The 24,127-nt window shown below is 68.3% G+C and carries 20 protein-coding genes and 1 pseudogene; 12 read left to right on the top strand and 9 right to left on the bottom strand.

Translation table 11 applies throughout. The annotated features are described in order from the left end of the window. Positions 1 to 125: 125 nt before the first annotated feature. Both aroA and rsgA read left to right on the top strand, forming a co-directional pair. Positions 126 to 1,412, top strand: coding sequence for a 3-phosphoshikimate 1-carboxyvinyltransferase (gene aroA / locus OHA40_RS22430; RefSeq protein WP_330228851.1), 1,287 nt, complete (start codon positions 126 to 128; stop codon positions 1,410 to 1,412). After that, entirely contained in the window at positions 1,409 to 2,407 is a 999-nt protein-coding gene (rsgA, locus tag OHA40_RS22425) for a ribosome small subunit-dependent GTPase A (RefSeq protein WP_330234325.1), read from the top strand. The genes aroA and rsgA overlap by 4 nt, the downstream gene beginning before the upstream one ends. 145 nt (positions 2,408 to 2,552) lie before the next feature. On the opposite strand, the gene OHA40_RS22420 is transcribed toward rsgA, so the two are convergent. The 4 genes from OHA40_RS22420 to secA form a co-directional block, all read right to left on the bottom strand. Further along, entirely contained in the window at positions 2,553 to 2,930 is a 378-nt protein-coding gene (locus tag OHA40_RS22420; RefSeq protein ID WP_330228850.1) for a YybH family protein, read from the bottom strand. Between the two features lie 91 nt (positions 2,931 to 3,021). Beyond that, positions 3,022 to 3,447: a type II toxin-antitoxin system VapC family toxin gene (locus OHA40_RS22415; protein ID WP_330228849.1), complete on the bottom strand. Its 426-nt coding sequence runs from the start codon at positions 3,445 to 3,447 to the stop codon at positions 3,022 to 3,024. After that, the gene (locus OHA40_RS22410; protein WP_330228848.1) at positions 3,444 to 3,773 is read right to left on the bottom strand and encodes a type II toxin-antitoxin system Phd/YefM family antitoxin; all 330 of its coding nucleotides are present in this window, start codon (positions 3,771 to 3,773) and stop codon (positions 3,444 to 3,446) included. Before OHA40_RS22410 ends, OHA40_RS22415 begins: the two co-directional genes overlap by 4 nt. 128 nt (positions 3,774 to 3,901) lie before the next feature. Further along, the gene (gene secA / locus OHA40_RS22405) at positions 3,902 to 6,766 is read right to left on the bottom strand and encodes a preprotein translocase subunit SecA (RefSeq protein WP_330228847.1); all 2,865 of its coding nucleotides are present in this window, start codon (positions 6,764 to 6,766) and stop codon (positions 3,902 to 3,904) included. A 439-nt stretch (positions 6,767 to 7,205) separates the two neighbouring features. Between secA and OHA40_RS22400 the strand changes: the two genes are divergently transcribed. From OHA40_RS22400 to OHA40_RS22355, 10 genes are all read left to right on the top strand, one after another. Then, a complete protein-coding gene (locus tag OHA40_RS22400; protein ID WP_330228846.1) occupies positions 7,206 to 8,624 on the top strand; it encodes a WS/DGAT/MGAT family O-acyltransferase in 1,419 nt (472 codons plus the stop codon). Positions 8,625 to 8,664: 40 nt separating this feature from the next. Continuing rightward, positions 8,665 to 9,198 (top strand): DUF6912 family protein, encoded by a 534-nt coding sequence (locus OHA40_RS22395; protein ID WP_330234324.1) that lies wholly within the window; start codon positions 8,665 to 8,667, stop codon positions 9,196 to 9,198. Positions 9,199 to 9,326: 128 nt separating this feature from the next. Beyond that, a complete protein-coding gene (locus tag OHA40_RS22390; RefSeq protein ID WP_330228845.1) occupies positions 9,327 to 10,484 on the top strand; it encodes a ferredoxin reductase in 1,158 nt (385 codons plus the stop codon). Positions 10,485 to 10,529: 45 nt separating this feature from the next. After that, positions 10,530 to 11,984 (top strand): fatty acid desaturase family protein, encoded by a 1,455-nt coding sequence (locus OHA40_RS22385; protein WP_330228844.1) that lies wholly within the window; start codon positions 10,530 to 10,532, stop codon positions 11,982 to 11,984. Between the two features lie 99 nt (positions 11,985 to 12,083). After that, on the top strand, positions 12,084 to 13,355 hold the full coding sequence (locus OHA40_RS22380; protein ID WP_330228843.1) for a fatty acid desaturase family protein: 1,272 nt from the start codon (positions 12,084 to 12,086) through the stop codon (positions 13,353 to 13,355). Positions 13,356 to 13,582: 227 nt separating this feature from the next. After that, positions 13,583 to 14,203, top strand: a complete 621-nt coding sequence (bluB, locus tag OHA40_RS22375; protein ID WP_330234323.1) for a 5,6-dimethylbenzimidazole synthase — start codon at positions 13,583 to 13,585, stop codon at positions 14,201 to 14,203. A gap of 155 nt (positions 14,204 to 14,358) precedes the next feature. Beyond that, on the top strand, positions 14,359 to 14,526 hold the full coding sequence (locus OHA40_RS22370) for a hypothetical protein (protein ID WP_330228842.1): 168 nt from the start codon (positions 14,359 to 14,361) through the stop codon (positions 14,524 to 14,526). 572 nt (positions 14,527 to 15,098) lie between these two features. Next, a complete protein-coding gene (locus tag OHA40_RS22365; protein WP_330228841.1) occupies positions 15,099 to 15,803 on the top strand; it encodes a helix-turn-helix domain-containing protein in 705 nt (234 codons plus the stop codon). A gap of 10 nt (positions 15,804 to 15,813) precedes the next feature. Beyond that, positions 15,814 to 16,251 carry a hypothetical protein gene (locus tag OHA40_RS22360; protein ID WP_330228840.1) on the top strand — a complete coding sequence of 146 codons (438 nt, stop codon included), beginning with the start codon at positions 15,814 to 15,816 and terminating at the stop codon, positions 16,249 to 16,251. A gap of 110 nt (positions 16,252 to 16,361) precedes the next feature. Continuing rightward, the gene (locus OHA40_RS22355; protein WP_330228839.1) at positions 16,362 to 16,823 is read left to right on the top strand and encodes a hypothetical protein; all 462 of its coding nucleotides are present in this window, start codon (positions 16,362 to 16,364) and stop codon (positions 16,821 to 16,823) included. Between the two features lie 351 nt (positions 16,824 to 17,174). Here OHA40_RS22355 and hpf read toward each other — a convergent pair whose 3' ends face one another. From hpf to mtrA, 5 genes and pseudogenes are all read right to left on the bottom strand, one after another. Next, positions 17,175 to 17,801, bottom strand: coding sequence for a ribosome hibernation-promoting factor, HPF/YfiA family (gene hpf, locus OHA40_RS22350; protein WP_330234322.1), 627 nt, complete (start codon positions 17,799 to 17,801; stop codon positions 17,175 to 17,177). A gap of 286 nt (positions 17,802 to 18,087) precedes the next feature. Continuing rightward, the gene (locus tag OHA40_RS22345) at positions 18,088 to 18,732 is read right to left on the bottom strand and encodes a ComF family protein (RefSeq protein ID WP_330228838.1); all 645 of its coding nucleotides are present in this window, start codon (positions 18,730 to 18,732) and stop codon (positions 18,088 to 18,090) included. A gap of 375 nt (positions 18,733 to 19,107) precedes the next feature. Continuing rightward, positions 19,108 to 20,928 carry an MtrAB system accessory lipoprotein LpqB gene (lpqB, locus tag OHA40_RS22340; RefSeq protein ID WP_330228837.1) on the bottom strand — a complete coding sequence of 607 codons (1,821 nt, stop codon included), beginning with the start codon at positions 20,926 to 20,928 and terminating at the stop codon, positions 19,108 to 19,110. Positions 20,929 to 21,557: 629 nt separating this feature from the next. Beyond that, positions 21,558 to 23,309, bottom strand: a pseudogene (gene mtrB / locus OHA40_RS22335) (MtrAB system histidine kinase MtrB); the annotation flags it as partial. 96 nt (positions 23,310 to 23,405) lie between these two features. Continuing rightward, a complete protein-coding gene (mtrA, locus tag OHA40_RS22330) occupies positions 23,406 to 24,083 on the bottom strand; it encodes an MtrAB system response regulator MtrA (protein WP_039800350.1) in 678 nt (225 codons plus the stop codon). Positions 24,084 to 24,127 lie beyond the last annotated feature (44 nt).

Here is a 24,127-nt window from a genome sequence, read left to right as displayed (position 1 = left end):
TCGACGCCATCGAGTGCCCGGCCCCTGGTGCCACCCACTACCGCTGCACCAACCCGCATGGGGCTTCGCGCCGTGGGCACGACCGACGCAGCCGCCGCAAAACAAGCACGTGTGATGATGGACGAGTGAACTTCTGGCCAGCGCCCCATGTCGATGTCCCCGTGCACGCGACCGTGACCCTGCCTGGATCGAAATCGATCACGAACCGAGCACTCATCATGGCTGCCCTGGCCGATGGGCCCTCGACGATCACCGGTGCGCTGCGCAGCCGGGACACGAACCTGATGATCGGCGCGCTGCGCGCACTGGGTGCACGCATCGAGGGCGACGTCGACACGTTGACCGTCACCCCGGCGCCGCTCGGCGGCGGCACGGTCGACTGTGGGCTGGCCGGCACGGTGATGCGGTTTCTGCCGCCGGTCGCGGCGCTGGCGTCGGGCGACGTCGCGTTCGACGGTGACGAGCAGGCCAGGATTCGACCGCTGCGCACCATCCTGGACGCGCTGCGCGCACTCGGCGCCGATATCGACGGTGACGCGCTCCCGTTCACCGTGCGCGGCAAGGGCGCGCTGCGCGGCGGCGCGGTGACCATCGACGCATCCGGGTCGTCACAGTTCGTTTCCGGTCTGCTGCTGTCGGCCGCCCGCTTCGACGAGGGGCTGGTGGTGCACCACGACGGCAAGGCGCTGCCCTCGATGCCGCATATCGAGATGACCGTGGAGATGCTGCGCCGCGCCGACGTGCGGGTGCATGCGCCCGCGGACAGTTTCAAGGCGCAGACCTGGACCGTGGAGCACGGACCGATCCACGCGGTGGATTGGGAAATCGAGCCGGACCTGTCCAATGCCACCCCGTTCCTGGCCGCGGCCGCGATCACGGGTGGCACGGTGAGCATCCCGCACTGGCCGCGGTTGACCACCCAGCCCGGCGACGTGATCCGCGAGATCCTGGTACGGATGGGCGCCGAAGCCGGGATCTTCGATGGCGTACTCACCGTCCAGGGCCCCGACCGGCTCGCCGGCATCGACATCGATCTGCACGAGGTGGGCGAGCTGACCCCGACCGTCGCGGCACTGGCCGCGCTGGCCGACTCCCCGACCGTGCTGCGTGGCATCGCCCATCTGCGCGGCCACGAGACCGACCGGCTGGCCGCGCTGTCCACCGAGATCAACCGGCTCGGCGGCAAGGTGACCGAGACCGAGGACGGGCTGGAGATCGAGCCCGCCGAGTTGCACGGCGGCAAGTGGCACTCCTACGCCGATCACCGGATGGCCACGGCGGGAGCGATTCTCGGCCTCCGCGTGCCGGGCGTCGAGATCGAGGACATCGGTACCACCGCCAAGACCCTGCCGAATTTCGTCGCCCTGTGGGAGCGGATGCTCGATTCTTCCGACGAAGGAGCGGCGCACTGAGTCGGAGACGCTCGACGGCCAGCTACGACGAGTCCGACGTCCGGGTTCGTCCGGGGCGGAGTTCGCGTCCCCGCACCAAGACCCGGCCGGAGCACCTGGACGCCGAGTCGGCCATGGTCGTCTCCGTCGATCGCGGCCGCTGGGGGTGTGTGCTCGACGGCGACGCCGAGCGCCGCATCGTGGCCATGCGGGCGCGGGAGCTGGGCCGCACCCCGATCGTGGTGGGCGACCGGGTGGACGTGGTCGGCGATCTCTCCGGGCGGCCGGACACCCTCGCCCGCATCGTGCGGGTCGCGGACCGCAGGACCGTGCTGCGCCGCACCGCCGACGACACCGATCCGTACGAGCGGGTCGTGGTCGGCAACGCCGAGCGGCTGTTCATCGTGGTCGCGCTCGCCGACCCGCCGCCGCGCACCGGCTTCGTGGAGCGCGCCATGGTGGCCGCGTATGCCGGTGGGCTGCAACCGGTTCTGTGCCTGACCAAACACGACCTGGCCGCCGAATCCGAATTCGCCGCCGCCTTCGACGATCTCGAACTCGCCATCGTCTACGGCGGCATCGACGATCCGCTCGACCCGGTACTCGATCTGCTCACCGAGCGCCTCACCGCGCTGATCGGCCACTCCGGCGTCGGCAAGTCCACTTTGGTGAATCGTCTTGTGCCGGACGCGGATCGAGCCGTCGGCGAGGTCTCCGGCGTGGGCAAGGGTAAGCACACCTCCACCCAGTCCGTCGCGCTCCCCCTGCCCGGTGGCGGCTGGGTGATCGACACCCCGGGTGTCCGGTCGTTCGGCTTGGCGCACATCACCCCCGACGACGTCATCGCCGCCTTCACCGATCTCGCCGCAGCCATCGAGGACTGCCCGCGCGGCTGCACGCACCTCGGCCCGCCCGCCGACCCCGAATGCGCATTGGACCAGCTCACCGGCAAAGAGCACCGCGTGGCCGCCATCCGCCGCCTGCTCGTCGCCCTCACCTCCAACGACCCCTGGTAGACCGGAACCCCTTGCCTGCCAAAGGTTCCCGGCACACTCGGCCGATTCGCCCGGCAAGACCGGCACCGTCACAGCAATGGTCGCCGCCGCCTGCGTCGCATCCGGTGCGACAGTAGAACACTGCCCGCCGGTCGGACTGTCCGGATCAATGCCCGTCCGGCTGCCCGGGCGCGAATGGCCACTCTTCGAACCACGTGCACTTGCCCGAGTCGTCGAAACGCAGAATCCACAGGTCCCGCCACTGCGATGGGGTGTCCCGCGCATATTCCACCTCGACCCGCACCACGGCGGTATCCCCGTCCACCGCGACGATGTGGAACCGCATGGTGAACGGCTCGTCGGGCCCGTCCCTGCCGTCCTCCCAGAATTCGGAGAGAGCTTCGCGACCGGTGAGCAGCTGCGCCCACGGTGACACCAGGTACCCGGCGTCCGCGGCGAACAGCTCGTTGAGCTGTTCCGCGCCCGCCGACCGCCAGGCTCGCTCATATCCGGCCACCCATGCCTCGACAGCCGCACGGTCCATACCAGGAAAATACGCCGTTCGCGGGTTCGGTGGACGCATTCGAAGCCACCGAAGTGCCACCGCGGCTGCGTCGCGCCGATGGAGCAACCCGTCAGCGACTATCGGGGTGGGTGACCGCCGCAACGGTCACCGTCGCGGAAATACCTTTGAAGTCATCGGGATTGACCGTATAGAGCGGTAGGCGGTTCGCCGAGGCGATTGCTGCGATCATCAGGTCGATTCGGCGCGGCTTCGGATTGCGGCCCGCGTCCAGGACTGCGGCGACGATATGACCGTAGCGGCGCGCAGCACGAGCGTCGAAAGGAAGCGGTTCGAAGGCCGCCTCTGCCGCCTGGAGTCGCTCGATCCGCACGGCTCGCTCCACTGGATCGGTGACGAAATGCGGGCCTGCCGCGAGTTCGGCCATCGTCACCGAGCTGATCACCAACTCGTCGGGAAGTTCGGCGGGGTCGAGCCCGTCGAGAAGGATCAGGACGTTGGTGTCGATGAGCCCGCGACCGTGCTCCACCTTGGTCACTGTCCAGTCTTCGGGGCGAACTCGCCGCGTCGGTACGCGCGGTCGTAGGGGTCGTAGATGGAATCGTCGATGAGATCAGCGACGTCCGGTGTGGTCGCGCCTGAGCCGATCCCGGAGAAGAGTGCCAGAGCCTCCTCCCGGGGTACAGCCATCCGTCGGTGGGCACGTCGATGCGGAACCAGGTCCGCGACCGGAGCGCCATCCACGGTAATGGTGTAGGCCCGGCCGGCGCGCACATCGCGCAGAACCCGGCCGGAGTTGTTGCGGAGCTCGCGCTGGGGGATCTCCGGAAGCTCGGGCTGGGGGAAGGGCGCCGCAGACGTCATAGCGCCATGCTACGCCACGTCTACAGTTGTGCTACGGCAACTTCTCGGGAACTCGACAAACCGGCACGAAGCTCCACGACATGACGAAGGCGCCCAGGAAGCCCTGGGCGCCTTCGTGATTCAACGGATCAGTGCCTGCGACGGGACTTCGGGCCGCGCTTGCCCTTCGACTCCGCGCGGGCCGCCTCGCGACGCTCGCGGCGGGTGGGCTGGGGGCCGCCGTCGACGCCGTACTCCTCGGCGTCGCTGCGCACTGCGGCGTGGCCACCCTCGTCGGGGCCCGAGTAGCTGAAGCCGCCCGGGGCGGTTTCGTCGATGCCCCTGGCGCGCAGGGCGGCTGGGGCGGCGTGGCCGTTGGCGACGCGAGCCTCTTCGGTAGGCAGCGGGCGCGGGGCGGCCATCGCCCCGACCGGGGAGCGCAGGCCCGGCTCGACCGCAACACCTTCCGGCTGCGGCTGCTGCACCTCGACCTGAAGGTTGAACAGGAAGCCGACCGACTCTTCCTTGAGGCCGTCGAGCATCGCGGTGAACATGTCGAAGCCCTCGCGCTGGTACTCCACCAGCGGGTCGCGCTGCGCCATCGCGCGCAGGCCGATGCCTTCCTTGAGATAGTCCATCTCGTAGAGGTGCTCGCGCCACTTGCGGTCGAGCACCGAAAGCAGCACCTGCCGTTCGAGATTGCGCATGCTGCCCTCGCCCGCGAGACCGTCGATCTCCGTCTCGCGGGCCTCGTAGGCCTCGTGCGCGTCGTCCAGCAGCGCGTCGAGCAACTCCTCGCGGGTCAGCTCGCCCGCCTCGCCGACCTCGGTCTCGCCGGTCAGGTCCCGGGGGTCCAGGCTCACCGGGTACAGCGTCTTCAGCGCCGTCCACAGCTTGTCCAGATCCCAGTCCTCGACGTAGCCATCGGCGGTGGCGCCGTCCACGTAGGCGGTGAGCACGTCGGTGATCATGCCCTGGACCTGGCCCTCCATGTCCTCGCCGCGCAGGATCCGGTTGCGCTCGCCGTAGATGACGGTGCGCTGCTGGTTCATCACCTCGTCGTACTTGAGGACGTTCTTGCGGATCTCGAAGTTCTGCTGCTCGACCTGCGTCTGCGCGCTCTTGATGGCCTTGGAGACCATCTTCGCCTCGATCGGCACGTCGTCGGGCAGGTTCAGCCGCGTCATGATCGCTTCCAGCGCGGCGCCGTTGAACCGGCGCATCAGCTCGTCGCCCAGCGACAGGTAGAAGCGCGACTCGCCCGGGTCGCCCTGCCGGCCGGACCGGCCGCGGAGCTGATTGTCGATGCGGCGGGACTCGTGCCGCTCGGTGCCGAGCACGTAGAGGCCGCCCGCATCGCGCACCGCGTCGGCGTCCTCGGCGGTCTGGGCCTTGACCTGGTCCAGGGTGGGCAGCCAGGCCCGCTCGTACTCCTCGGGCGTCTCGACCGGGTCGAGGCCCTGCTTGCGCAGCAGGATATCGGCGATGATGTCCGGGTTGCCGCCGAGCACGACGTCGGTACCACGACCGGCCATGTTCGTCGCGACGGTCACCGCGCCCGGCCGTCCGGCCTCCGCGATGATCTCGGCTTCCTTCTCGTGGAACTTCGCGTTCAGCACGTTGTGCGGGATACCGCGCTTGGTGAACTGCTTGGACAGGTACTCCGAGCGTTCGACGCTGGTGGTGCCGATCAGCACCGGCTGGCCGTTCTCGTGCCGCTCGGTGACGTCGTCGACCACCGCGGAGAACTTGGCCTCTTCGGTCTTGTAGATCAGGTCGGACTGGTCGGCCCGGACCATCGGCCTGTTGGTCGGGATGGGGACCACGCCGAGGTTGTAGATCTGGTGCAGCTCGGCGGCCTCGGTCTCGGCGGTGCCGGTCATGCCGGACAGCGTGTCGTACAGGCGGAAGTAGTTCTGCAGCGTGATGGTGGCCAGGGTCTGGTTCTCCGGCTGGATCTCCACGCCTTCCTTGGCCTCGATCGCCTGGTGCATGCCCTCGTTGTAGCGGCGCCCGACCAGGATGCGGCCGGTGAACTCGTCGACGATGATCACCTCGCCGTCGCGGACGATGTAGTCCTTGTCGCGGGCGTAGAGCTCCTTGGCCTTGATGGCGTTGTTCAGGTAGCTCACCAGCGGCGAGTTGGCGGCCTCGTACAGGTTGTCGATGCCCAGCTGGTCCTCGACGAACTCGACGCCCGCCTCGTGCACACCGATGGTGCGCTTCTTGATGTCGACCTCGTAGTGCAGGTCCTTCTTCAGCAGCGGCGCGATGCGCGCGAACTCGGCGTACCACTTCGAGGAGGCGTCGGCCGGACCGGAGATGATCAGCGGGGTGCGGGCCTCGTCGATGAGGATGGAGTCGACCTCGTCGACGACGGCGAAGTTGTGCCCGCGCTGCACCAGGTCGTCCAGCGAGTGGGTCATGTTGTCGCGCAGGTAGTCGAAGCCGAACTCGTTGTTCGTGCCGTAGGTGATGTCGGCGTTGTAGGCCGCCCGGCGCTGTGCGGGGCTCATGCCGGACAGGATCACGCCGACCTCGAGGCCGAGGAAGCGGTGCACGCGGCCCATCCACTCGGCGTCGCGCTTGGCCAGGTAGTCGTTCACGGTGACCACGTGCACGCCGTCGCCGCTGATCGCGTTCAGGTAGGCGGGCAGCACACAGGTGAGGGTCTTGCCCTCACCGGTCTTCATCTCGGCGATATTGCCGGTGTGCAGCGCGGCGGCCCCCATCACCTGCACCTTGTAGTGCTTCTGGCTGAGCACCCGCCAGGACGCCTCGCGCGCGACCGCGAACGCCTCGGCCATCAGCTGACCGAGCGGATCGCTCTCGCCCTCTTCGACCATCTCGGCGTACCGCTCACGGAACTCGTCGGTCTTGGCCCGCAGCTCCGCGTCGCTGAGGTCCTCGTATTCCGGCTCGAGGGCGAGGACCTGGTCGGCGAAGTGCGAGAGCCGCTTGACTATGCGGCCCTCACCAATCCGAAGCAACCTCGTCAGTGTCAGCGCAGGCACGGGTCTCGTCAGTCCTCTGGTCGGTGTGTCAAATCGTGTCGTCGGCCCCCGGGCCGGTGCGGGCCCACGCGGTTGCGCGGAATCCGCTGCAAGCTTCATGGTAATGGTCTGTTGGTTGTGCGGCGTCCGCGGCGCTGCATGTTCGCGGCCCTCATGACTCACCGCTGGTTACTACCGAGATGTGCCCGGTTCCGGCGCGCCAGGGACTGCCGGTCGCTGATTCGACACATCCGCCGGGCAACGCGTCGACCGTGCATCCCAGCTCACGCTGTGATCGAATCGGTTTGCCGGGCTCGAAGGGGAACAGCGTGCCACAGAACCCCGGGCAGGCGAAAGAAGTGCACCGAATTCACCAGATATGCCACAACGGCCGGGGTAACGGTTGTTGCGGAAGCACAATAGGCGGGGGACGGCATCGGGAAAAGGAGTACCGGGCAGCGTGATCACGAGACTGACGCCGCAGGACACAGCGTTCTACCGGCTCGAGTCGAGCAGCAATCCGATCCACATCGGGTCTCTCGCGATCGTCCGGAACACCGAGCCCGGCGAGGTCGCCGAGCCGATCCTGGACTATGACCGCTTGGTCGATCTGGTCGAGAGCAGGCTCGCGCTGGTGCCGCGCTACCGGCGCAAAGTACGCGAGATCCCGCTGTCGCTCGGCCGCCCGGTCTGGGTCGAGGACAGCCGATTCGACATCACCTACCACATCCGGCGCTCGGCGCTGCCCGGTCCAGGCACGGACGAGCAGTTGCACGAACTCGTCGCGCGGCTCGCCTCCAACCCGCTGGATCCGGCCCGGCCCCTGTGGGAGATGTATCTGATCGAACGGCTGTCCGAGGGCCGCTGCGCGATCTTCACCAAGTCGCATTCGGCGCTGGTGGACGGAGAATCCGCACTGGAGATCGGCCACGTGATCCTCGACGCCGGACCCGCGCCGCGCGAGCTGGCCGACGACTCCTGGATCGCGCCGAGGGAACCCGGTGAGCTCGAACTGCTGGTCGGCGCGCTGGCCCACCTGGCGGCGCAGCCGCGCAAGGCGCTGGAGGTGGCCCGCGACGCGAGCGCGAGCGCGTTCGCGGTGCTCGGCACGGCGGGCAAGGCGGTCGAGTCGGTGGTCGCGGCGGTGCGCGCCGCGGCGACCGGCGCTCCGGACAGCCCGCTGAACACGCCCACCTCGCGGACTCGACGGTTCGCGGTGGTGCGCACCGAACTGGAGGACTATCGCGCGATCCGCAGGCGCTTCGACTGCTCGATCAACGACACCATCCTCGCGGTGGTCACCGGCGCCCTGCGCAACTGGTTGCTGTCGCGCGGTGAGGCACTCACCGAGTCCACCACCTTGCGGGCGGTGGTGCCGATGTCGGTGTACGTCGAGGGGAACGACGGGGACCAGGCGCAGGCGGCGAGCGAGGTGTCGTCGTTCCTGATCGATCTGCCCGTCGGCGAGCCGAATCCGGTGATGCGACTGTCGCACATCGCGCACGCCACCGAGCCCAACGGCCGCCAGCGCCGCGCCGTCCGCGCGCGCACCCTGGTGCACCTGGCCGGATTCGCTCCGGCCAGCCTGCATGCGATGAGCGTGCGCGCGGCGAGTACGTTCGCAGAACACACGTTCAACTTGGTGATCACCAACGCACCGGGTCCGCAGGCGCCGATGTACATCGGCGGCGCGCGGATGCTGGAGATGTATCCGGTGTCGCCACTGCTGCGCAATCAAGCATTGAGCATCGGGATCACGTCCTACGACGGACACGTCTTCTACGGTCTCAACGCCGACCGCGACGCGATGGCCGATATCGGCGTGCTCGCCGCGTCGGTGCGCGATTCCATGGAGGAGATGCTCGGTGCCTGCGTCTGATCAGAACAAGCTGCGGGTCTACATCCCGGCGACGGTGCCGATGCTGCGCGAGCTGGTCGCCGACCGGGAGCTGGCCGCCATCGGCGGGACCGCGTTCGCGGTGACGCCCGCACTGCGCGAGGCGTACGCCTCCGGCGACGACGAGGAACTCGGCGAGGTGGCCATGGCCGAGGCCGCGCGCGCCTCGCTGCGGCTGCTCGCCGCCGAACGCGAGGCGATCGGCGAATCGGAGGACATCCCCGAATCGGACCACCCGGACGATGCCGCGCCACTCACCGGCGGCAGCCCGGTCTACCGGCGCGCGGTGGTCGCCGCCGACGTCACCGGCGCGAAGCTGCGGCCCGATCTCGACGACGCGGTGGTCCGGCTGGCGGGCCCGATCAGCTACCAGCAGATCGCCTCGGTGCACGTCGACTTGGCCGATGCCGAGCCGCAGGTGGCCAAGGCCGTCGACGTGGTCGACGCGGCCGATCTCGGCGACACCGACGCCGAGTTCGTGCTCGGTGACGCCGAAGACCACCAGCTTGCCTGGTATGCCGCGCAGGAGCTGCCGTTCCTGCTCGAACTGCTCTGAGCCACCGCACCGTTCGCGGGCTTGTCCACCCGCCGTAACCTACGATGCCGTAACCTTGCTGCCGAGGCCGCGTTCGCTCGAGGAGACGACGGCCCGCGCATCCGACAACAGGGAGACCGACGGCAGCGATGGGTTCGAAAAATGGTGGCTTCTCGGTACGAGGCGTCCGCGCGTGGCTGGAGGCGCCCGCGGCGAGTGTCGCCGAGCGCGGCGGCAAGCTGAATGTGCTGCGCGGCGCCGTGGCGCGGGTGACCACCCCGCTGCTGCCGGACGACTACCTGCACCTGGCGAACCCGCTGTGGTCGGCGCGCGAACTGCGCGGACGCATCGTGGAGGTCCGCAAGGAGACCGCCGACTCCGCGACGCTGGTGATCCAGCCGGGGTGGGGCTTCGACTTCACCTACCAACCCGGCCAGTACATCGGCATCGGCCTGCTGGTCGACGGACGTTGGCACTGGCGTTCGTACTCGCTGACCTGTCCCCCGGATTGGTCCGTGCCCGGCCACGGCGGCAAGCGGCTGATCTCCATCGCGGTGAAGGCGATGCCGGAAGGCTTCCTGTCCAGCCATCTGGTCAGCGGCGTTCCGGTGGGCACCATCGTCCGGCTCGCCGCGCCGCAGGGCGGCTTCGTGCTGACGTACCCGCCGCCGGAGAAGGTGCTGTTCCTCACCGCGGGCAGCGGTATCACGCCGGTGCTGTCGATGCTGCGCGCGATGGACCGCCGCGAGGTCTTCACCGACGTGGCGCACCTGCACTCGGCGCGCACCGCCGACGATGTGATGTTCGGCGCCGAGCTGCGCGCCCTGCACGATCGCCATCCGGGTTTCCGCACCCGCCTGCATCTCACCGCGGAACACGGCAAGTTCGCGCTCGCCGATCTGGATACCGAGTTCCCCGACTGGCGCGAGCGGCACACCTGGGCCTGCGGGCCCGCCGGGATGCTCGACGAGATCGAGAAGCACTGGCGCGACGCGGGCCGGTCGGACCGGCTGCACGTGGAGCGGTTCGAGATCGAGCGTTCCGCGGTGGGCGAGGGCGGCACGGTGACCTTCGGCAAGACCGGACGCACCGCGGAGGTGGACGGAGCGACCAGTCTGCTGGAGGCGGGCGAGTCGGTGGGCGTGCAGATGCCGTTCGGCTGCCGGATGGGCATCTGCCAGACCTGTGTCCTCACCGTGAGTTCCGGCCATGTGCGCGATCTGCGCAACGGCGACGAACGCCGGGAGGGCGACAAGGTGCAGACCTGTATCTCGGTCGCCGCGGGCGACTGCACGCTGGACGTATAGCCCGGCAGGTACCCTCGATCTGGACCGAGTAGGGAAAGGACCCCGGTGGCCATCACCGATATCAAGGCGTACGCCCACCTCACGGCAGCCGACATCGAGACCTTGGGGCAGGAGCTCGATTCCATCCGGCGCTCGGTGGAGTTGTCCCGCGGCGAGCGCGACGCGAAGTACATCCGGCGCGCCATCGCGGCGCAGCGCGGTCTCGAAGTGGCGGGCCGCGCCGCGCTGTTCGGCAGCCGCAACCGCTGGGCCTGGCTGGCCGGCACAGCACTGCTGTCGGTCGCCAAGATCATCGAGAACATGGAGCTCGGGCACAATGTCAGCCACGGGCAATGGGACTGGATGAACGATCCGGAGATCCACTCCACCTCCTGGGAGTGGGACATGACGGGTCCCTCCTCGCAGTGGCGCCGCGCGCACAACTACTCGCACCACACCTACACCAATGTCCTGGGCAAAGACGAGGATCTCGGCTTCGGCATCCTGCGGATGACCCGCGACGAGCCGTGGCGTCCGATCCACCTGGTCCAGCCACTGGCGAACCTGCTGCTGGCCGCCACCTTCGAGTGGGGCATCGCGCTGCACGACTGGAGCATCGAGAAGGAACTGTCCGGCACGCCGCCCCGGCAGCTGATGTCGCAGCCGAACAGGGAGTTCGGCCGCAAGATCTCCCGTCAAGTCGCCAAGGACTACCTGCTCTACCCCGCGCTCACCGGACCGGCCTTCAAGCAGACGCTGAAGGCCAACGCGATGGCCAACCTGGTGCGCAACCTCTGGGCGTACGCGGTGATCTTCTGCGGCCACTTCCCCGACGGCGCGGAGAAGTTCACCGTCGAGCAACTGGAGAACGAGACCCCCGGCGAGTGGTACCTGCGCCAGATGCTCGGCAGCGCCAACTTCCAAGCCGGTCCGGCCATGGCGTTCATGAGCGGCAACCTCTGCTATCAGATCGAGCACCACCTGTTCCCGGATCTGCCGAGCAACCGGTATCCGGAGATCGCGGTGCGGGTGCGCGAACTGGCCGACAAGTACGACCTGCCCTACACCACCGGCTCGCTGGGCAAGCAGTATCTGCTCGCCTTCCGCACCATCCACAAGCTGGCGATTCCGGACCGGTTCCTCAAGGCGACCGCCGATAATGCTCCCGAGACGTCCTCGGAACGCAAGTTCGCGGGCATCACGCTGCCATCGCTGGGCGGGGTGACGCTGCCAGGTGCGGAGTCCACCCACTGGCTGCGCGTCGATCCGGAGACCGGCAAACGGCGCGGTCTGCGTTCGGCGCTGCACGAGGCGAAGGTCGTGCTCCAAGAGAAGGCGCGGCAGGAGAAGGAAATGCTGCGCGAGGCCAAGGCGGCGCTGAAGGAGAAGGCCGAGCACGAGCGGCAGCTGCTGCACGGGGCCAAGCTCGCGCTGCAGGGAAGAGCCCGCCAGGAACAGGCGGCGCTGCGCGAAAAAGCCCTGTGGGACAAGCCTTTTCGCTTCCTCCGAAGGGCGCGCTAATCTAGCAGTCCGCACCCTGGATCGCAATAGGGGAACCGACACATTCGTCTGGCCGACTTCGTAACCTACGATCTCGTAACTTACGATAAGGTAACCCGCATGGCGATCTCGGATGTCAAGGAATACGCGCACCTGACCGAGGCCGACGTGGAAGCACTCGGCGCGGAATTCGACGTGATCCGGCGAGAAATCGAGGCGTCGCGCGGCGAGCGCGACGCGAAGTACATCCGCAATGTCATCCGGCTACAGCGGGTGCTCGAGATCAGCGGCCGAGCGGTGCTGTTCGCCAGCCCCGTGCGGGCCGCTTGGCTGGCAGGCACAGCGCTGCTGTCGGTTGCGAAGATCATCGAGAACATGGAGATCGGGCACAACGTCATGCACGGGCAGTGGGACTGGATGAACGATCCGGAGATCCACTCCAGCTCGTGGGAATGGGACAACACGGGCGCGGCCAAGCACTGGAAGCACACGCACAACTACCTGCACCACAAGTACACCAACGTGCTCGGCATGGACGACGACATCGGCTACGGCCTGCTGCGGGTGACCCGCGACCAGCGCTGGAAGCCGTTCAACCTGGGCAACCCGGTCTACAACCTGGTGCTGCAGCTGTTCTTCGAGTACGGCGTGGCCATCCAGCATATGGAGCTGGGCAAGCTGGTGGCGGGCCGGTACAAGCCGGGCACCCCGGAGCGCGCCGAGTTCGAGCGCAGGCGCAGCGAGGCGCTCACCAAGATGGGCAAGCAGATCCTGAAGGACTACGTGGTCTTCCCCGCGCTCACCGGTCCCGCGTTCTTCTCCACGCTCACCGCCAACCTGGCCGCCAACGCGATCCGCAACGTGTGGTCCAACGCCGTGATCTTCTGCGGGCACTTCCCCGACGGCGCGGAGAAGTTCACCAAGGCCGACATCGATAACGAGACGAAGGGCCAGTGGTACCTGCGCCAGATGCTGGGCAGCGCCAATATCTCCGGCGGCCCGCTCACGCACTTCATGACCGGCAACCTGAGCCACCAGATCGAGCACCACCTGTTCCCCGATCTGCCGAGCAACCGGTACGCCGACATCGCCGTGCGGGTGCGCGAGCTGGCCGACAAGTACGACCTGCCCTACACCACCGGCTCGCTGCCGGTGCAGTACTTCAAGGCGTGGCGGACCATTCTCAAGCTGGCACTGCCGAACAAGTACCTGCGCGCCACCGCCGACGACGCCCCGGAAACCGCCTCGGAGCGCAAATTCAGCGGCCGCGCCAGCGCCACGGTCGACCCGGTTACGGGCAAGCGCCGCGGTCTGCGCACCGCGCTTGCCCAGGGCCGACTCCCCCGCCTCTCCGGGTCTTCAGGCCGTACCAGTCGGGGGCGCAAGGATTAGCGTTCAGGTCCTGCGTCGGGTGCGGCTCGGGTTTTGGGCGTTCCCGGTGAGTTACCCATGTACTCACGAAATCAGTAGTTGGGAGCCGGATGGCCTCCGTTCGGTGACTTGCGCCGTGGTCGGCCCGTGCGCCTCGAAATGGAGGGAGCCGTAGCGTGACGCGGAGGCCGAAGCTGTGTGCACGGCGGTCGCGGGCCTGATTGACTCAGTGGGTGCAGGCTGACGTTCTGGGTGTCTATGAGGCCATTCGGCGCCGCCGTGATGTGCGCGCGGAGTTCACCGGCGAGGTGGTGGACGAGACGACGCTGTGGCGGCTGCTCGATGCGGCGCACCGGGCGCCGAGCGTCGGGAACTCGCAGCCGTGGGACTTCGTGGTCGTTCGCGAGCAGGCGACACTGCGCAAGTTCGCCGACCACGTGGCGCAGCGGCGCGTCGAGTTCCGCGACGCGTTACCGCCCGAGCGTGCCGCGACCTTCGAGCCGATCAAGATCGAGGGCATTCTGGAGTGCGGCACCGGCATCGTGGTCTGCTATGACCACGACCGAGGCGGACCGCAGGTGCTCGGGCGGGCCACCGTGCCCGAAACCGGCGTCTATTCGGCGGTTCTCGCGATTCAGAACTTGTGGCTGGCCGCCACGGCCGAGGGCGTCGGCGTCGGCTGGGTGTCGTTCTACGACCCGGACTTCCTCGCCGAGCTGATCGGCCTCCCCGAGGGCATCCGCGCGGTCGCCTGGCTCTGCGTCGGCCCGGTCCGCGAGTTCCAGGACCTTCCCGACCTGGAGCGCTTCGGCTGGCGGGCCGGGAGACCGCTGGCGGAGGCAGTGCACCGCGAAACCTACCGTGGCTGAGGCCCGACCGCGCAGCCGAAGCGACCTCGTGCATTCCGTTACGCAAATGTGTAGTTAGTTTATGGTTCAATCGCACACCAACTGGGTACGACAAGGGCGAAACTGCTTCTGACGCAGTGTTCTTCGTTCGTGGTGTTCGTCCAGGAGGTTGTGCAATGGCCAATGTCGATGCTGTCCGGCTGTCGAACGAGCTCGGCATTGATCTGGCACAGGCGATGTTGCGTCTGCGCCGGGAGGGCATTCCCGGCGAGACCAAGCGCCAGACCTGCCTGCGGATCATCGCCGACGAAGCGCACCATCGCCGTCCGGGCGCCAGGCACTGAGCCCGCGTGCCGCTGATCGTCGCGACCCGCCCGGCAACCGGCACTGACCATTACTCGGTTGCCGGGCACGGTACATGCATCGCAGACGCGTTCGAGAACCGCCGAACCCCACGGATTCGGGTCCACTTCTAGACCGACATCCCTCACCCCCGACGGTGTGTCCTCGAGGTCACCGCGTGTGTCGAGACGGCAGCCGCGGCGTCGAAAGGACCGATCGAGGACAAATGGTTCCGGGTCGGCGATCCCGAGGTGGTTGGGCAGGAGAAACGATGCGAGGTTTGCCACGCGGCCAGATAATCCTTTGGCTTCGGGCCCACCGTCGGCCCCCTTCGCCGACGGTGAACCCTGCGCAGCGGCGATCCCCTCCACCGCCGCTACCGGCCTGCCACGCGCCGTTGCGCAACAGGCCGGGACGCCTGTCCCGGCGAACGCCCCTGCTCGTTCCGGAACTCGCCGCATGGACGCCCTCCGGGCCCCAAGCGCGAAAGTATCGTACCAAACTTTCGACTAGTTTTCCAAATACTTTCTATCTATTTGCTTACAGGGTTCCAGCGGCTTACCATGAACCCACTATGCATAGCCCTTCGGAGCTGTCGCGGCAGAAGAGATTCGGGCGAATCATCAAGGAACGCCGGGACGAGCTCGGCCTCACCCAACTGCAGATCGGCGACCTCGGGGGACCTTCAGCGCCGACCATCCGGAAGATCGAGGACGGCGAGGCGACGATCAGCATGCACACGCTGAACAAGCTCGACGCGCCGCTGCGATGGCTACCGGGCAGCGCCGCGCGCACCTACGCGGGCGGGACCCCCGCCGCCGACCAACCGGCCGACGGTGCCCGGAGCGAAGGCGAGTCGGTGGTAGCCGGACCCGACGCGATCCGATTCGACATCGCCGACCTCACCGGGCTGCTCGCCGCATCGGGCCGACTCGGCGATGCCGTCGAGCACCGCCGCACCACCGATCCGCAGGTCGTGGCGGCGATCGCCGAGCTGAACCGGGTGGTCTCCAAACTGTCCGCGCGCTATGCGACCGCGATGCTCGAACGCAATGGCGGCCCTGGACGCCAGCTGCACCCGCTGGTGGAGATGGCCTTCGCGCACTTGCTCGCGGTCCCCGCGGAGGCCAGTGACGCCACCGAACTACAAGAACGCCGGTACCGCCGCTGGCTGGCCGGTCGATCGGAGGATCTCGATGCGGCGACCGAGGCCCAGTTCCGGGCACGCTGGCTGGCGGCGAACATGGCGACGACCGCGGTTCGAAACGGCGCGGATTGAGGAAGCGGATATGACCGACGACGGGCCGAAGGCCGCCGCTCCATCTCTGAGCCACAAGATCAATCGGCTGTTCGCCGTGGTGCACCCCCGCTCGGTGCCGGAGCGCAGCACCGTCTCCGTCGCCGCGCAGATCAGCGAACTCCTCGGGCGCGAGGTGCAGGTGAGCTACCTGACGCGGCTGCGCGACGGCGAATTCGACCACGAAAACGGCGCGGGCACGGTCGAGGTCGAGATTCTGGTCGCGGTGGCGCGCAGCTTCGGTGTGGCCGCCGACTACCTCGTCACCAGCGGTCCCGCCGCCGCGGCGATCGATCGGGAACTCGAACTGCTCGCGACCATGCGGGACGCGAACGTCGCCAGCATCGCACTGCGCGGTTCCAACGTCGACCAGTCGATGCTGGCCAAGATCATCCAGAGCACTGAAGGCGCCGCGCCGACGAGTCGGTAACATACGTGCCTACATGGGCCACTGAGCTTTTGTAGGAGACCGATCACATGGCCATCCAGGCCCGGTTCCGGAGCTTGACACGGGACCTACCGATTCCCCACCCATGGGATTTGTCGACTTACCTCGACGACGTCGCGGCTTACCGAGGCCGGAGCATCAGTCTGCTGCCGATCGATACCGCGCTGCTCGCGGGCACCGGTTGCGGCACGGGCAGCGGCCTGTGGATCGCCAAGCAGGACAGCGACGTCGTCGTCTACGGCGCCGACACCACCGAATGGCACGCCGAGCACATCATCGTGCACGAGCTCGGGCACATGCTACTGGGACACGGACCGGAGCGGTCCGACACCGATGAGCCGTCCGCGACCACCCCGACCGTGGCCGCGGTGGCCGAGCTGCTGCCCTCGATCACGCCGGAGTCCATCGCGCACGTCCTCGGTCGCACCGACTACGGCACGCTGCGCGAGCGCGACGCGGAAACCTTCGCCGACATGGTGATGCTGCACGCCATGCGTCCACCGCGCCGCGACTCGCTGCTGCACCGGACGTTCTTCCGCGACCGGCGGCGGTGACTCCCCGCCTCTCCGGGTCTCCAGGCCGTACTCGAGCACGGCACCGCACCGCAGATCGGCAGTGCGCTGCATCAGCTTTCGATGGGGCGGTATTGCCGTCGGCTGCGGCCGCTGTGGCGTGATCTCGGCCCCTCATGGCCACCCGCGCTACTGCCTTCGGGAGCTGAACTCAGGCCGGCGATGCCGGACCGATACGGCAATAGCGAGAGACCCCCTGTCAGCGACATCGACTCGGATCTGCGGCTGCTCCTCGCGCTGGCGCGCCGATGGCCAAGGGCGAGAAAGGCTTTCCAACGCAGATCTCCGGGCATCCAGCCGGCGAGCTGAATGCCCGGAGAAGCGAGGGCTTGCTCAGGCGAGCCTGATGAGGCCGTAGTCGAAGGCGTGGCGGCGGTAGACCACCGATGGCCGATCGGTCTCCTTGTCCTGGAACAGGAAGAAATCGTGGCCGACGAGTTCCATCTCGTAGAGGGCGTCGTCGACGGTCATCGGGGTGGCCGAGTGCACCTTGGTGCGCACGATGTGGCCGGGGCCCTCGGCGTAATCGGCCTCCTGCGCCTCCTCGCGGCGCTCCTGCTCGGCACTCGAGCCGCTCGGCCGCTCGAACAGCGCCTCGTCCACCAGGGTCGCCGTGGCCTGGGCGACGGAGACCGGCGTCTTGTCACCATAGTGCACCCGGCGCCGATCCTTGGTACGGCGCAGCCTGCTCTCCAGCTTGGCGGTCACCGACTCGAACGCGGCGTAGAAGCTGTCCGCGCGAGCCTCGGCGCGGACGACGGGACCTTTTCCACGCGCGGTGATTTCGACGCGCTGGCAGCTCTTTCGCTGGCGGCGATTGCGCTCGTGGAACAACTCCACGTCGAAGAGGAACATCGATGGGTCAAAGCGTTCTAATCGGGAGAGTTTTTCCGCGACGTAAATTCGAAAATGGTCAGGTACCTCGACGTTGCGGCCCTTGACCACAATGTCGGCGCGCATCGCCCGCTGGCGTTCCGCTGTAGGTTGCTCTGGCGCTTCCTTGGTGCCGGAATCCAGCACCGAAGCGGCGGGATCTTGCACTGAAGGACGTGAAGAAGTCGTCACGCGTACCTCCCGGATCTGGCCGCACAGACCGATTCGTGCGGCGGGATTGAGCAGTGCCGATCGACAATGGCTCGGCACGAGTTGTCCGAGGCGCCACCTCCAAACTCCCGGTTCGGGTGTGTGTTCGCGACGCTAGTACGCCAACGGGCCGATCGCCAGTGTTCACGCAAATTTCCCGGAGTCAAGCAGCGCAAGTAACCAGAACGCCACGTGTCGGCAATCCCATCAGCCCCAGTGCGTGTACCGATTCGCGGGCCGTCGCGCCGGTGGTCAGCACGTCGTCGATGACCACCACCTCGGCGTTCGGCGGAATTCCCCAGTCGGCGACGCGACCGGGTGCCGTGGTCACCCGCCCGCCCAGGTTGCGAGCCCGCTCGGCGGGTGTCAAGCCCACCGAATCACGCACCCCAGGCCCCATGCGCAACAGTGATACCACCCGGCTATCAGGAAGCCATCGTGTAGCGACCCGCGCCGAACGCAACACCGGATCGCCGCCTCTGCGCCGCGCCGCCACGACCCGGCTCGGCGCCGGAACCAGCACCAGCGGCCGCCGTGCCGACCGCAGCTCGGCGAGCCCACCCGCGAGCGCGGCGCCCAGCGGCTCCGCGAGATCCCGCCGCCCGCGTTCCTTCGCGGCGAGCACCGCCCGGCGCACGGGGCCCGCGTACGGCGCGAGCGCCCAGCACGGGACTCCGGGATCGGTGCGCGGCCATACTCGTACCGGCGGACCGGCCAGCGCCGCGTCGCATTTGGCGCACCAACCGGCGCCGGCACGGCCGCAGCCCGCACAGGAGGCGGGCAACACCAGATCGAGCAGGGTTCGCATCGCCCGAGTGTGCACCCGCCCGCCGACAAGTTGGGTCAATCGCGTGCGCCGCCCGCTGCCGGAACACTGATTCCCTTGTGGCGAAGCCGTTTACACTGCACATTCCCGGCAGCAAGGTACTGCGGGCAGCTCCGGCGCATATCGAAGGGAGCCACCAAGGGCGGCGATCTCAACTGTGGGGGAGCTGGAGCGCGAGCCGAAAGAACACGCCGCACCGGACGCCGCGGATCCCCCATCCCCGATCGCGCCGACTGATCTCGCGCGGACGTGGGTAACTCATCGGGCACGCCCGAAACTTGCTCGGCACCCGAGGCAAGACCTGAACGTAAGCCCTGTGGCACGGCCTGAATACCCGGAGAGGCTGGCTAGCCGCGGTCAGCCGGGAAGCACCGGTAGGGCGTTAGCGCCCAGTCCGGGGACCTCGCGCCAATAAGGCTGCCCCTGGTCCGGGGCCGAGGTCAGTTCCAGCACCGCGCGCGAGTCGGCCACGTACTGGTGATCCGGACTCGCGCTCACCGAGCGCGCCGGCGCCGTCAGGTTCTGTGACGTCAGCGCGGTCGGCTCGGATCCGTCCGCCGAAACCGTGCTCACCGGGTCGACATTTCCTTCGCGCGCGATGATGATCGTGTCGGCGTCGAGCCAGTCCACCGACACCGCGGCTGTGCTGAGGCCGACGCCGACGGGAAGCGCGGAGGTCAGGGTCAACTTTCCGTCGGGTTGTGGCACGACGACCGCGACATACACCTTGCCGTCGGCGATCATCGCTGCCCGCACCCCCGATCGGGAGATCCGGAGTTCGGTGATCGGCAACCGGGGCGCGGTGGCCGAGGAGGCCGCCGTCAGCGCCGAGATGTCCACATTCTGCACCGATACATTCCCGGTGGCGCGGTCGTGGACCGCGCGGATGACCCGCCCACCGTCGAGCACCGCCCACGCCGCGCTGCCGTCGGCGGTCCATGACGGCCGGGTGATGGTGAAGCCCTCGGCGACGGGAAAGGCGTTGCCGCCGTAGGTGCCGACCATCAAGGCGCGCGACGGCTCGCCCGCGGGCCTGCCCGCCTCGGCCACCGCGGCGACCAGCTGACCATCCGGAGACAGCGACGCCGACTGCAGGTTGTTCACCCGGCCGAAGTAGCCCGGCGTCGGCGCGCTGCCGCTGTCGGTGACCTGCACCAGCCCCCCGGCGCGCAGCGCGTGCAACCCGGCCTGGTTGCGCATGGAAGTGCCCGGATTGAACTGCTGCACGTCCGCGACGCTCCATCCGTTCGCGGCGAACCGTTCGTCCAGCGGCTTGCCGTCGGCGAGCAGCACGTAGGGGCCGAGGATGTCGGCGCTGGAGAGCGTGAGCACCACTTGGGCGGCCAGCACTTCTCGATCGCGCGGATTCAGCGCCGACGCCCCGGCGAAGTCGATCTTGACGCCGCCGAGTCCGATGCCGACACCTTCCGGGTCGCCGTTCATCTTGGTGACCTGGCCGCGCAGCGCGACCGGCGGCGCCAGCTCGTTGCGCAGGACGGACGCGAGGGCCGGCTGCGGCCCCTCGATCAGCGAACTCAGCAATCGCTGGGTCAACTGGCCCTTCGGCACCGAGATCCAGCGCAGATCCGGGACCGTCGTGTTGCCGCTGGGATCGGCGAAGTACAGCGCGTAGCGCCGGTAGGACTTGAAGAACGCGGTGGAGTCCATCACGACGCCGTCGGGCAGCTCATCGATGCGCCACTCGCCGTCGACCTTGGTCAGCTCGATCTTGTTCTCGACGATGACGATGTCTTCGCTGGGCCGGTATCCGCCGTCGGCGGCCAGCTCGCCGACCTTGCGGGCGCGGATCTTGTAGGTGGCCTTGTCGCCGGAGCGCGATTCCCGCAGCGTGTCGGGCTTTTCCACGATGACGGTGCCCGCGGCGTCGTCCCACTGGGTGGAGGCGGCGGGCGTCATGTACTGGCGGGCGGCCAGATGCCGGTTGGCCGGGTCGGCGGCGGCTTGGAGGAAGTCGCGCAAGAGTAGGTCGGGATCGCGGTTGGCGACCGGCGGCGGCGGGCCCTCGGGCGTGGGCTCGCGGTTGATGGTGCCCAGGGCTTCCGGTGCGGAGGACTCCGGCAGGCTGGCGCACGCGGTGAGCGGCGACAAGACCGCTAGAAGCGCCGCGACCAGCACGGTCAACCGCCGCGGCCGCGTAGACTTGGCACGCGTCCTCATGACTGTCCGTCCCCGGATTCGCGTGCTCCGCTGCCACCCGCCTGCGCCGATTCCGGCGCCTGCGATCCGTTCGGAGCGGACATCGGCGCGTCATCGGACGGGGTGCTGTCGCCGGGTGTCGTCATAGCACCCGGCGCGGTTGTGCCCCGAACGCGCGCCGCATCCGACACGCCGTTGCCCGGCTCCTCCACATCCGACTCGCCATTGCTCCACTCCGCCCGGTCCGACTCGGCCGCGCTCGATTCCGTGACCCCAGCCCGTGCCGCATCCGGCTGCGTGGGATCCGCGCTCACGTCGTCCGTGCGCACACTGTCCGCTTCGGCGGTGTCCGGCTCCGCGCGTGAATCGCCCGCCTCGGCGGCTTCCGGCTCGGTCTGTGTGCTCGAGCCGTCCGCGTGCAGGACGTCCGAACCGGCAGGAGCCGAACCGGCAGTATTCGATTCCAGGTCGTCGCGCCCGGCGCCCGGCTCGACAACGGTCGACTCCGCGTCCACGGTCCGCACACTGTTCGGCTCCGCCACGCTCGACTCCGTGGCATCCGCCGCCGGAGTGGACGCCCCCGCGTCCACGGCTGCCGACTGTGCGGCGGTATCCGACTGCGCGCCCACGACGTGCACACTGCTCGGGTCCCTTGCGTCTCGCTCGGCATCCGCCACCTGCGCAGTGGACGTCTCCGCATGCGCAGCCGCCGCATCTGTGGCATGCGCCGCGACTGCCCCCGGACCCGCGCCCTCCGCGATGGCGACCGCATCCACAGCAGGGGACTCGGCCGGCAGTTCCGTCTCGACCACACGCATCTGCTTGCGGGCGGGCTCCAGCGGCAACGGGCTCGGGCCGAGTTTCTTCCCGCGCACCAGCGGCAGCGTCAGGCGGAAGCTCGCGCCGACGCCGACCTCGCCCCATGCCTCCAGCTTGCCCTCGTGCAGGTTCGCGTCCTCCACGCTGATCGAGAGGCCGAGACCGGTGCCGCCGGAGCGGCGCATCCGGGACGGGTCCGAGCGCCAGAACCGGTTGAAGACCAGCTTCTCCTCGCCGGGCCGCAGACCGACGCCCTGATCGCGCACGACGACGGCGACCGCGTTGGCCTCGGCATCGCCGCGCATCCGCAGCAGCACCGGCTTGCCCTCGCTGTGGTCGATCGCGTTGGCGAGCAGATTGCGCAGCACGCGCTCCACGCGGCGCGGATCGACCTCGGCGACCAGCGGCTCCTCCGGCATATCGGTGATCACCTCGACCCCGGCGTCCTTGGCCAGGTGCCGCACGGTGGAGATCGCGGCCCGCGCGCACATCCGCACGTCCAGCGACTCGACCTGCAGTTCGGCGACGCCCGCGTCGTGCCTGCTGATCTCGAGCAGGTCGTTGAGCAGACCCTCGAACCGATCCAGCTCGTTGACCAGCAGCTCGGCGCTGCGGGCAAGAGCGGGGTCGAGGTCGTCGCTGCTGCCGTGGATCAGGTCGGCGGCCATGCGCACGGTGGTGAGCGGGGTGCGCAACTCATGACTGACGTCGGAGGTGAACCGTCGCTGGAGATTGCCGAACTCTTCCAGCTGGGTGATCTGATTGGACAGGCTCTCGGCCATCTCGTTGAACGCCTGGGCCAGCCGCGCCATGTCGTCCTCGCCACGAACCAGCATGCGTTCCTTGAGCCTGCCGTCGGCGAACCGGCCCGCGATCCGGGCCGCGGAACGGATCGGCAGGACCACCTGCCTGGTGACCAGAGCGGTGATCGCGGCCAGCAACACCAGCAGCACGACCCCGCCGACCAGCATGGTGCCGCGCATCAGCGCGAGGCTGCGCTCCTCGTTGGCCAGCGGGAAGATCAGATAGATCTCCAGGGTCGGGATCTCGGCGCTGGGACTGCCGATGATCAGCGCGCGGCCGTGGTAGCCGTCCGCGTCGGCGACCGTGGCGAACTGATAGCTGACCTGGTTACGCTGCACGAACCGGCGCAGCTCGTCGGGCACCTCCTCGATCGGGCCGCGGTTGATCTGCTGCGGCGGCATGCCGCCGATGACGCTCAGCGCCGTATCGAAAGTGCCTGCGGCGCCGGTGGATTGCCCCGTACCGCCGCGGCTGGACAGCGCGTTGCGTGCCTCCTCCAGCCGCTGTGGCTGGGCGCCGATATCGTGCACACCCGCCAGCTGGCTCTGCACCGTGTTGCGCGCCCGGTCCATCTCCTCGACCGCCGCGTTGATCTTGGCATCGAGCAGCCGGTCGGTGATCTGACTGGTGAGCACCACGCCGAGGATCGTGATGACGATCAGCGACAACGTCAGTGTCGACACGATGACGCGCAGCTGCAGCGAACGGCGCCAGAGATGGCCGAGGGCAATGCCGACCGCTTGGAACCAGGCGACCACCGGTGCCAGCGCGCGTTGCAGACGCGCGATCACGCCGGTGAGATCTGCCGCCCGGCCTTCGCGGGGCCCTTCGTGGTCAGGCAACCTACCGCCCCCGGGCCCTCAGCTCGGAGCGGATCACGGCGGTCCGGCCTTGTACCCGACACCGCGGACGGTCAGCACGATCTCCGGGTTCTCGGGATCCTTCTCGACCTTCGCCCGCAAGCGCTGCACGTGGACGTTCACCAGCCGGGTATCGGCGGCGTGCCGGTAGCCCCAGACCTGCTCGAGCAGGACCTCACGGGTGAACACCTGGCGCGGCTTCCTGGCCAGCGCGACGAGCAGGTCGAACTCCAGCGGCGTCAGCGAGATCTGGGCACCGCCGCGGCTGACCTTGTGCGCGGGCACATCGATCACGATATCCGCGATCGACAGCAGCTCGGCGGGCTCCTCCTCGGTACGACGCAGGCGGGCGCGCACCCGGGCGACGAGTTCCTTCGGTTTGAACGGCTTGACGATGTAGTCGTCGGCGCCCGATTCCAGACCCAGCACGACGTCGACCGTGTCGGTCTTGGCCGTGAGCATCACGATCGGAACCCCGGAATCGGCCCGCAGCACGCGGCACACGTCGATGCCGTTCATGCCGGGCAGCATCAGGTCCAGCAACACCAGATCGGGGCGGATCTCGCGAACCGCCGCCAGGGCCTGCGTGCCGTCGCCGACCACGTGCGGGTCGAACCCTTCCCCGCGCAGGACGATCGTGAGCATCTCAGCGAGTGCCATATCGTCGTCGACGACCAGAATCTTCGGCTTCATAACTACTATGTTGTCATCTCCCAGGCGAGGATCGGGCCGCCACG

The sequence above is a fragment of the Nocardia sp. NBC_00508 genome (genome assembly GCF_036346875.1).
Lineage (GTDB): Bacteria > Actinomycetota > Actinomycetes > Mycobacteriales > Mycobacteriaceae > Nocardia.
Note: the sequence above shows the minus strand (reverse complement) of the source record. Positions and strands in the feature narration are given on the sequence as shown.

Excerpts from the sequence above, each read along its gene's own strand:
- OHA40_RS22420 (WP_330228850.1), bottom strand. The coding sequence starts at position 2,930 with ATGGACCGTGCGGCTGTCGAGGCATGGGTGGCCGGATATGAGCGAGCC.
- OHA40_RS22410 (WP_330228848.1), bottom strand. The coding sequence starts at position 3,773 with ATGACGTCTGCGGCGCCCTTCCCCCAGCCCGAGCTTCCGGAGATCCCC.
- OHA40_RS22395 (WP_330234324.1), top strand. The coding sequence starts at position 8,665 with ATGCTGCGCGAGCTGGTCGCCGACCGGGAGCTGGCCGCCATCGGCGGG.
- OHA40_RS22390 (WP_330228845.1), top strand. The coding sequence starts at position 9,327 with ATGGGTTCGAAAAATGGTGGCTTCTCGGTACGAGGCGTCCGCGCGTGG.
- OHA40_RS22380 (WP_330228843.1), top strand. The coding sequence starts at position 12,084 with ATGGCGATCTCGGATGTCAAGGAATACGCGCACCTGACCGAGGCCGAC.
- OHA40_RS22370 (WP_330228842.1), top strand. The coding sequence starts at position 14,359 with ATGGCCAATGTCGATGCTGTCCGGCTGTCGAACGAGCTCGGCATTGAT.
- OHA40_RS22365 (WP_330228841.1), top strand. The coding sequence starts at position 15,099 with ATGCATAGCCCTTCGGAGCTGTCGCGGCAGAAGAGATTCGGGCGAATC.
- OHA40_RS22360 (WP_330228840.1), top strand. The coding sequence starts at position 15,814 with ATGACCGACGACGGGCCGAAGGCCGCCGCTCCATCTCTGAGCCACAAG.
- hpf (WP_330234322.1), bottom strand. The coding sequence starts at position 17,801 with ATGCGCGCCGACATTGTGGTCAAGGGCCGCAACGTCGAGGTACCTGAC.
- OHA40_RS22345 (WP_330228838.1), bottom strand. The coding sequence starts at position 18,732 with ATGCGAACCCTGCTCGATCTGGTGTTGCCCGCCTCCTGTGCGGGCTGC.
- lpqB (WP_330228837.1), bottom strand. The coding sequence starts at position 20,928 with ATGAGGACGCGTGCCAAGTCTACGCGGCCGCGGCGGTTGACCGTGCTG.
- mtrA (WP_039800350.1), bottom strand. The coding sequence starts at position 24,083 with ATGAAGCCGAAGATTCTGGTCGTCGACGACGATATGGCACTCGCTGAG.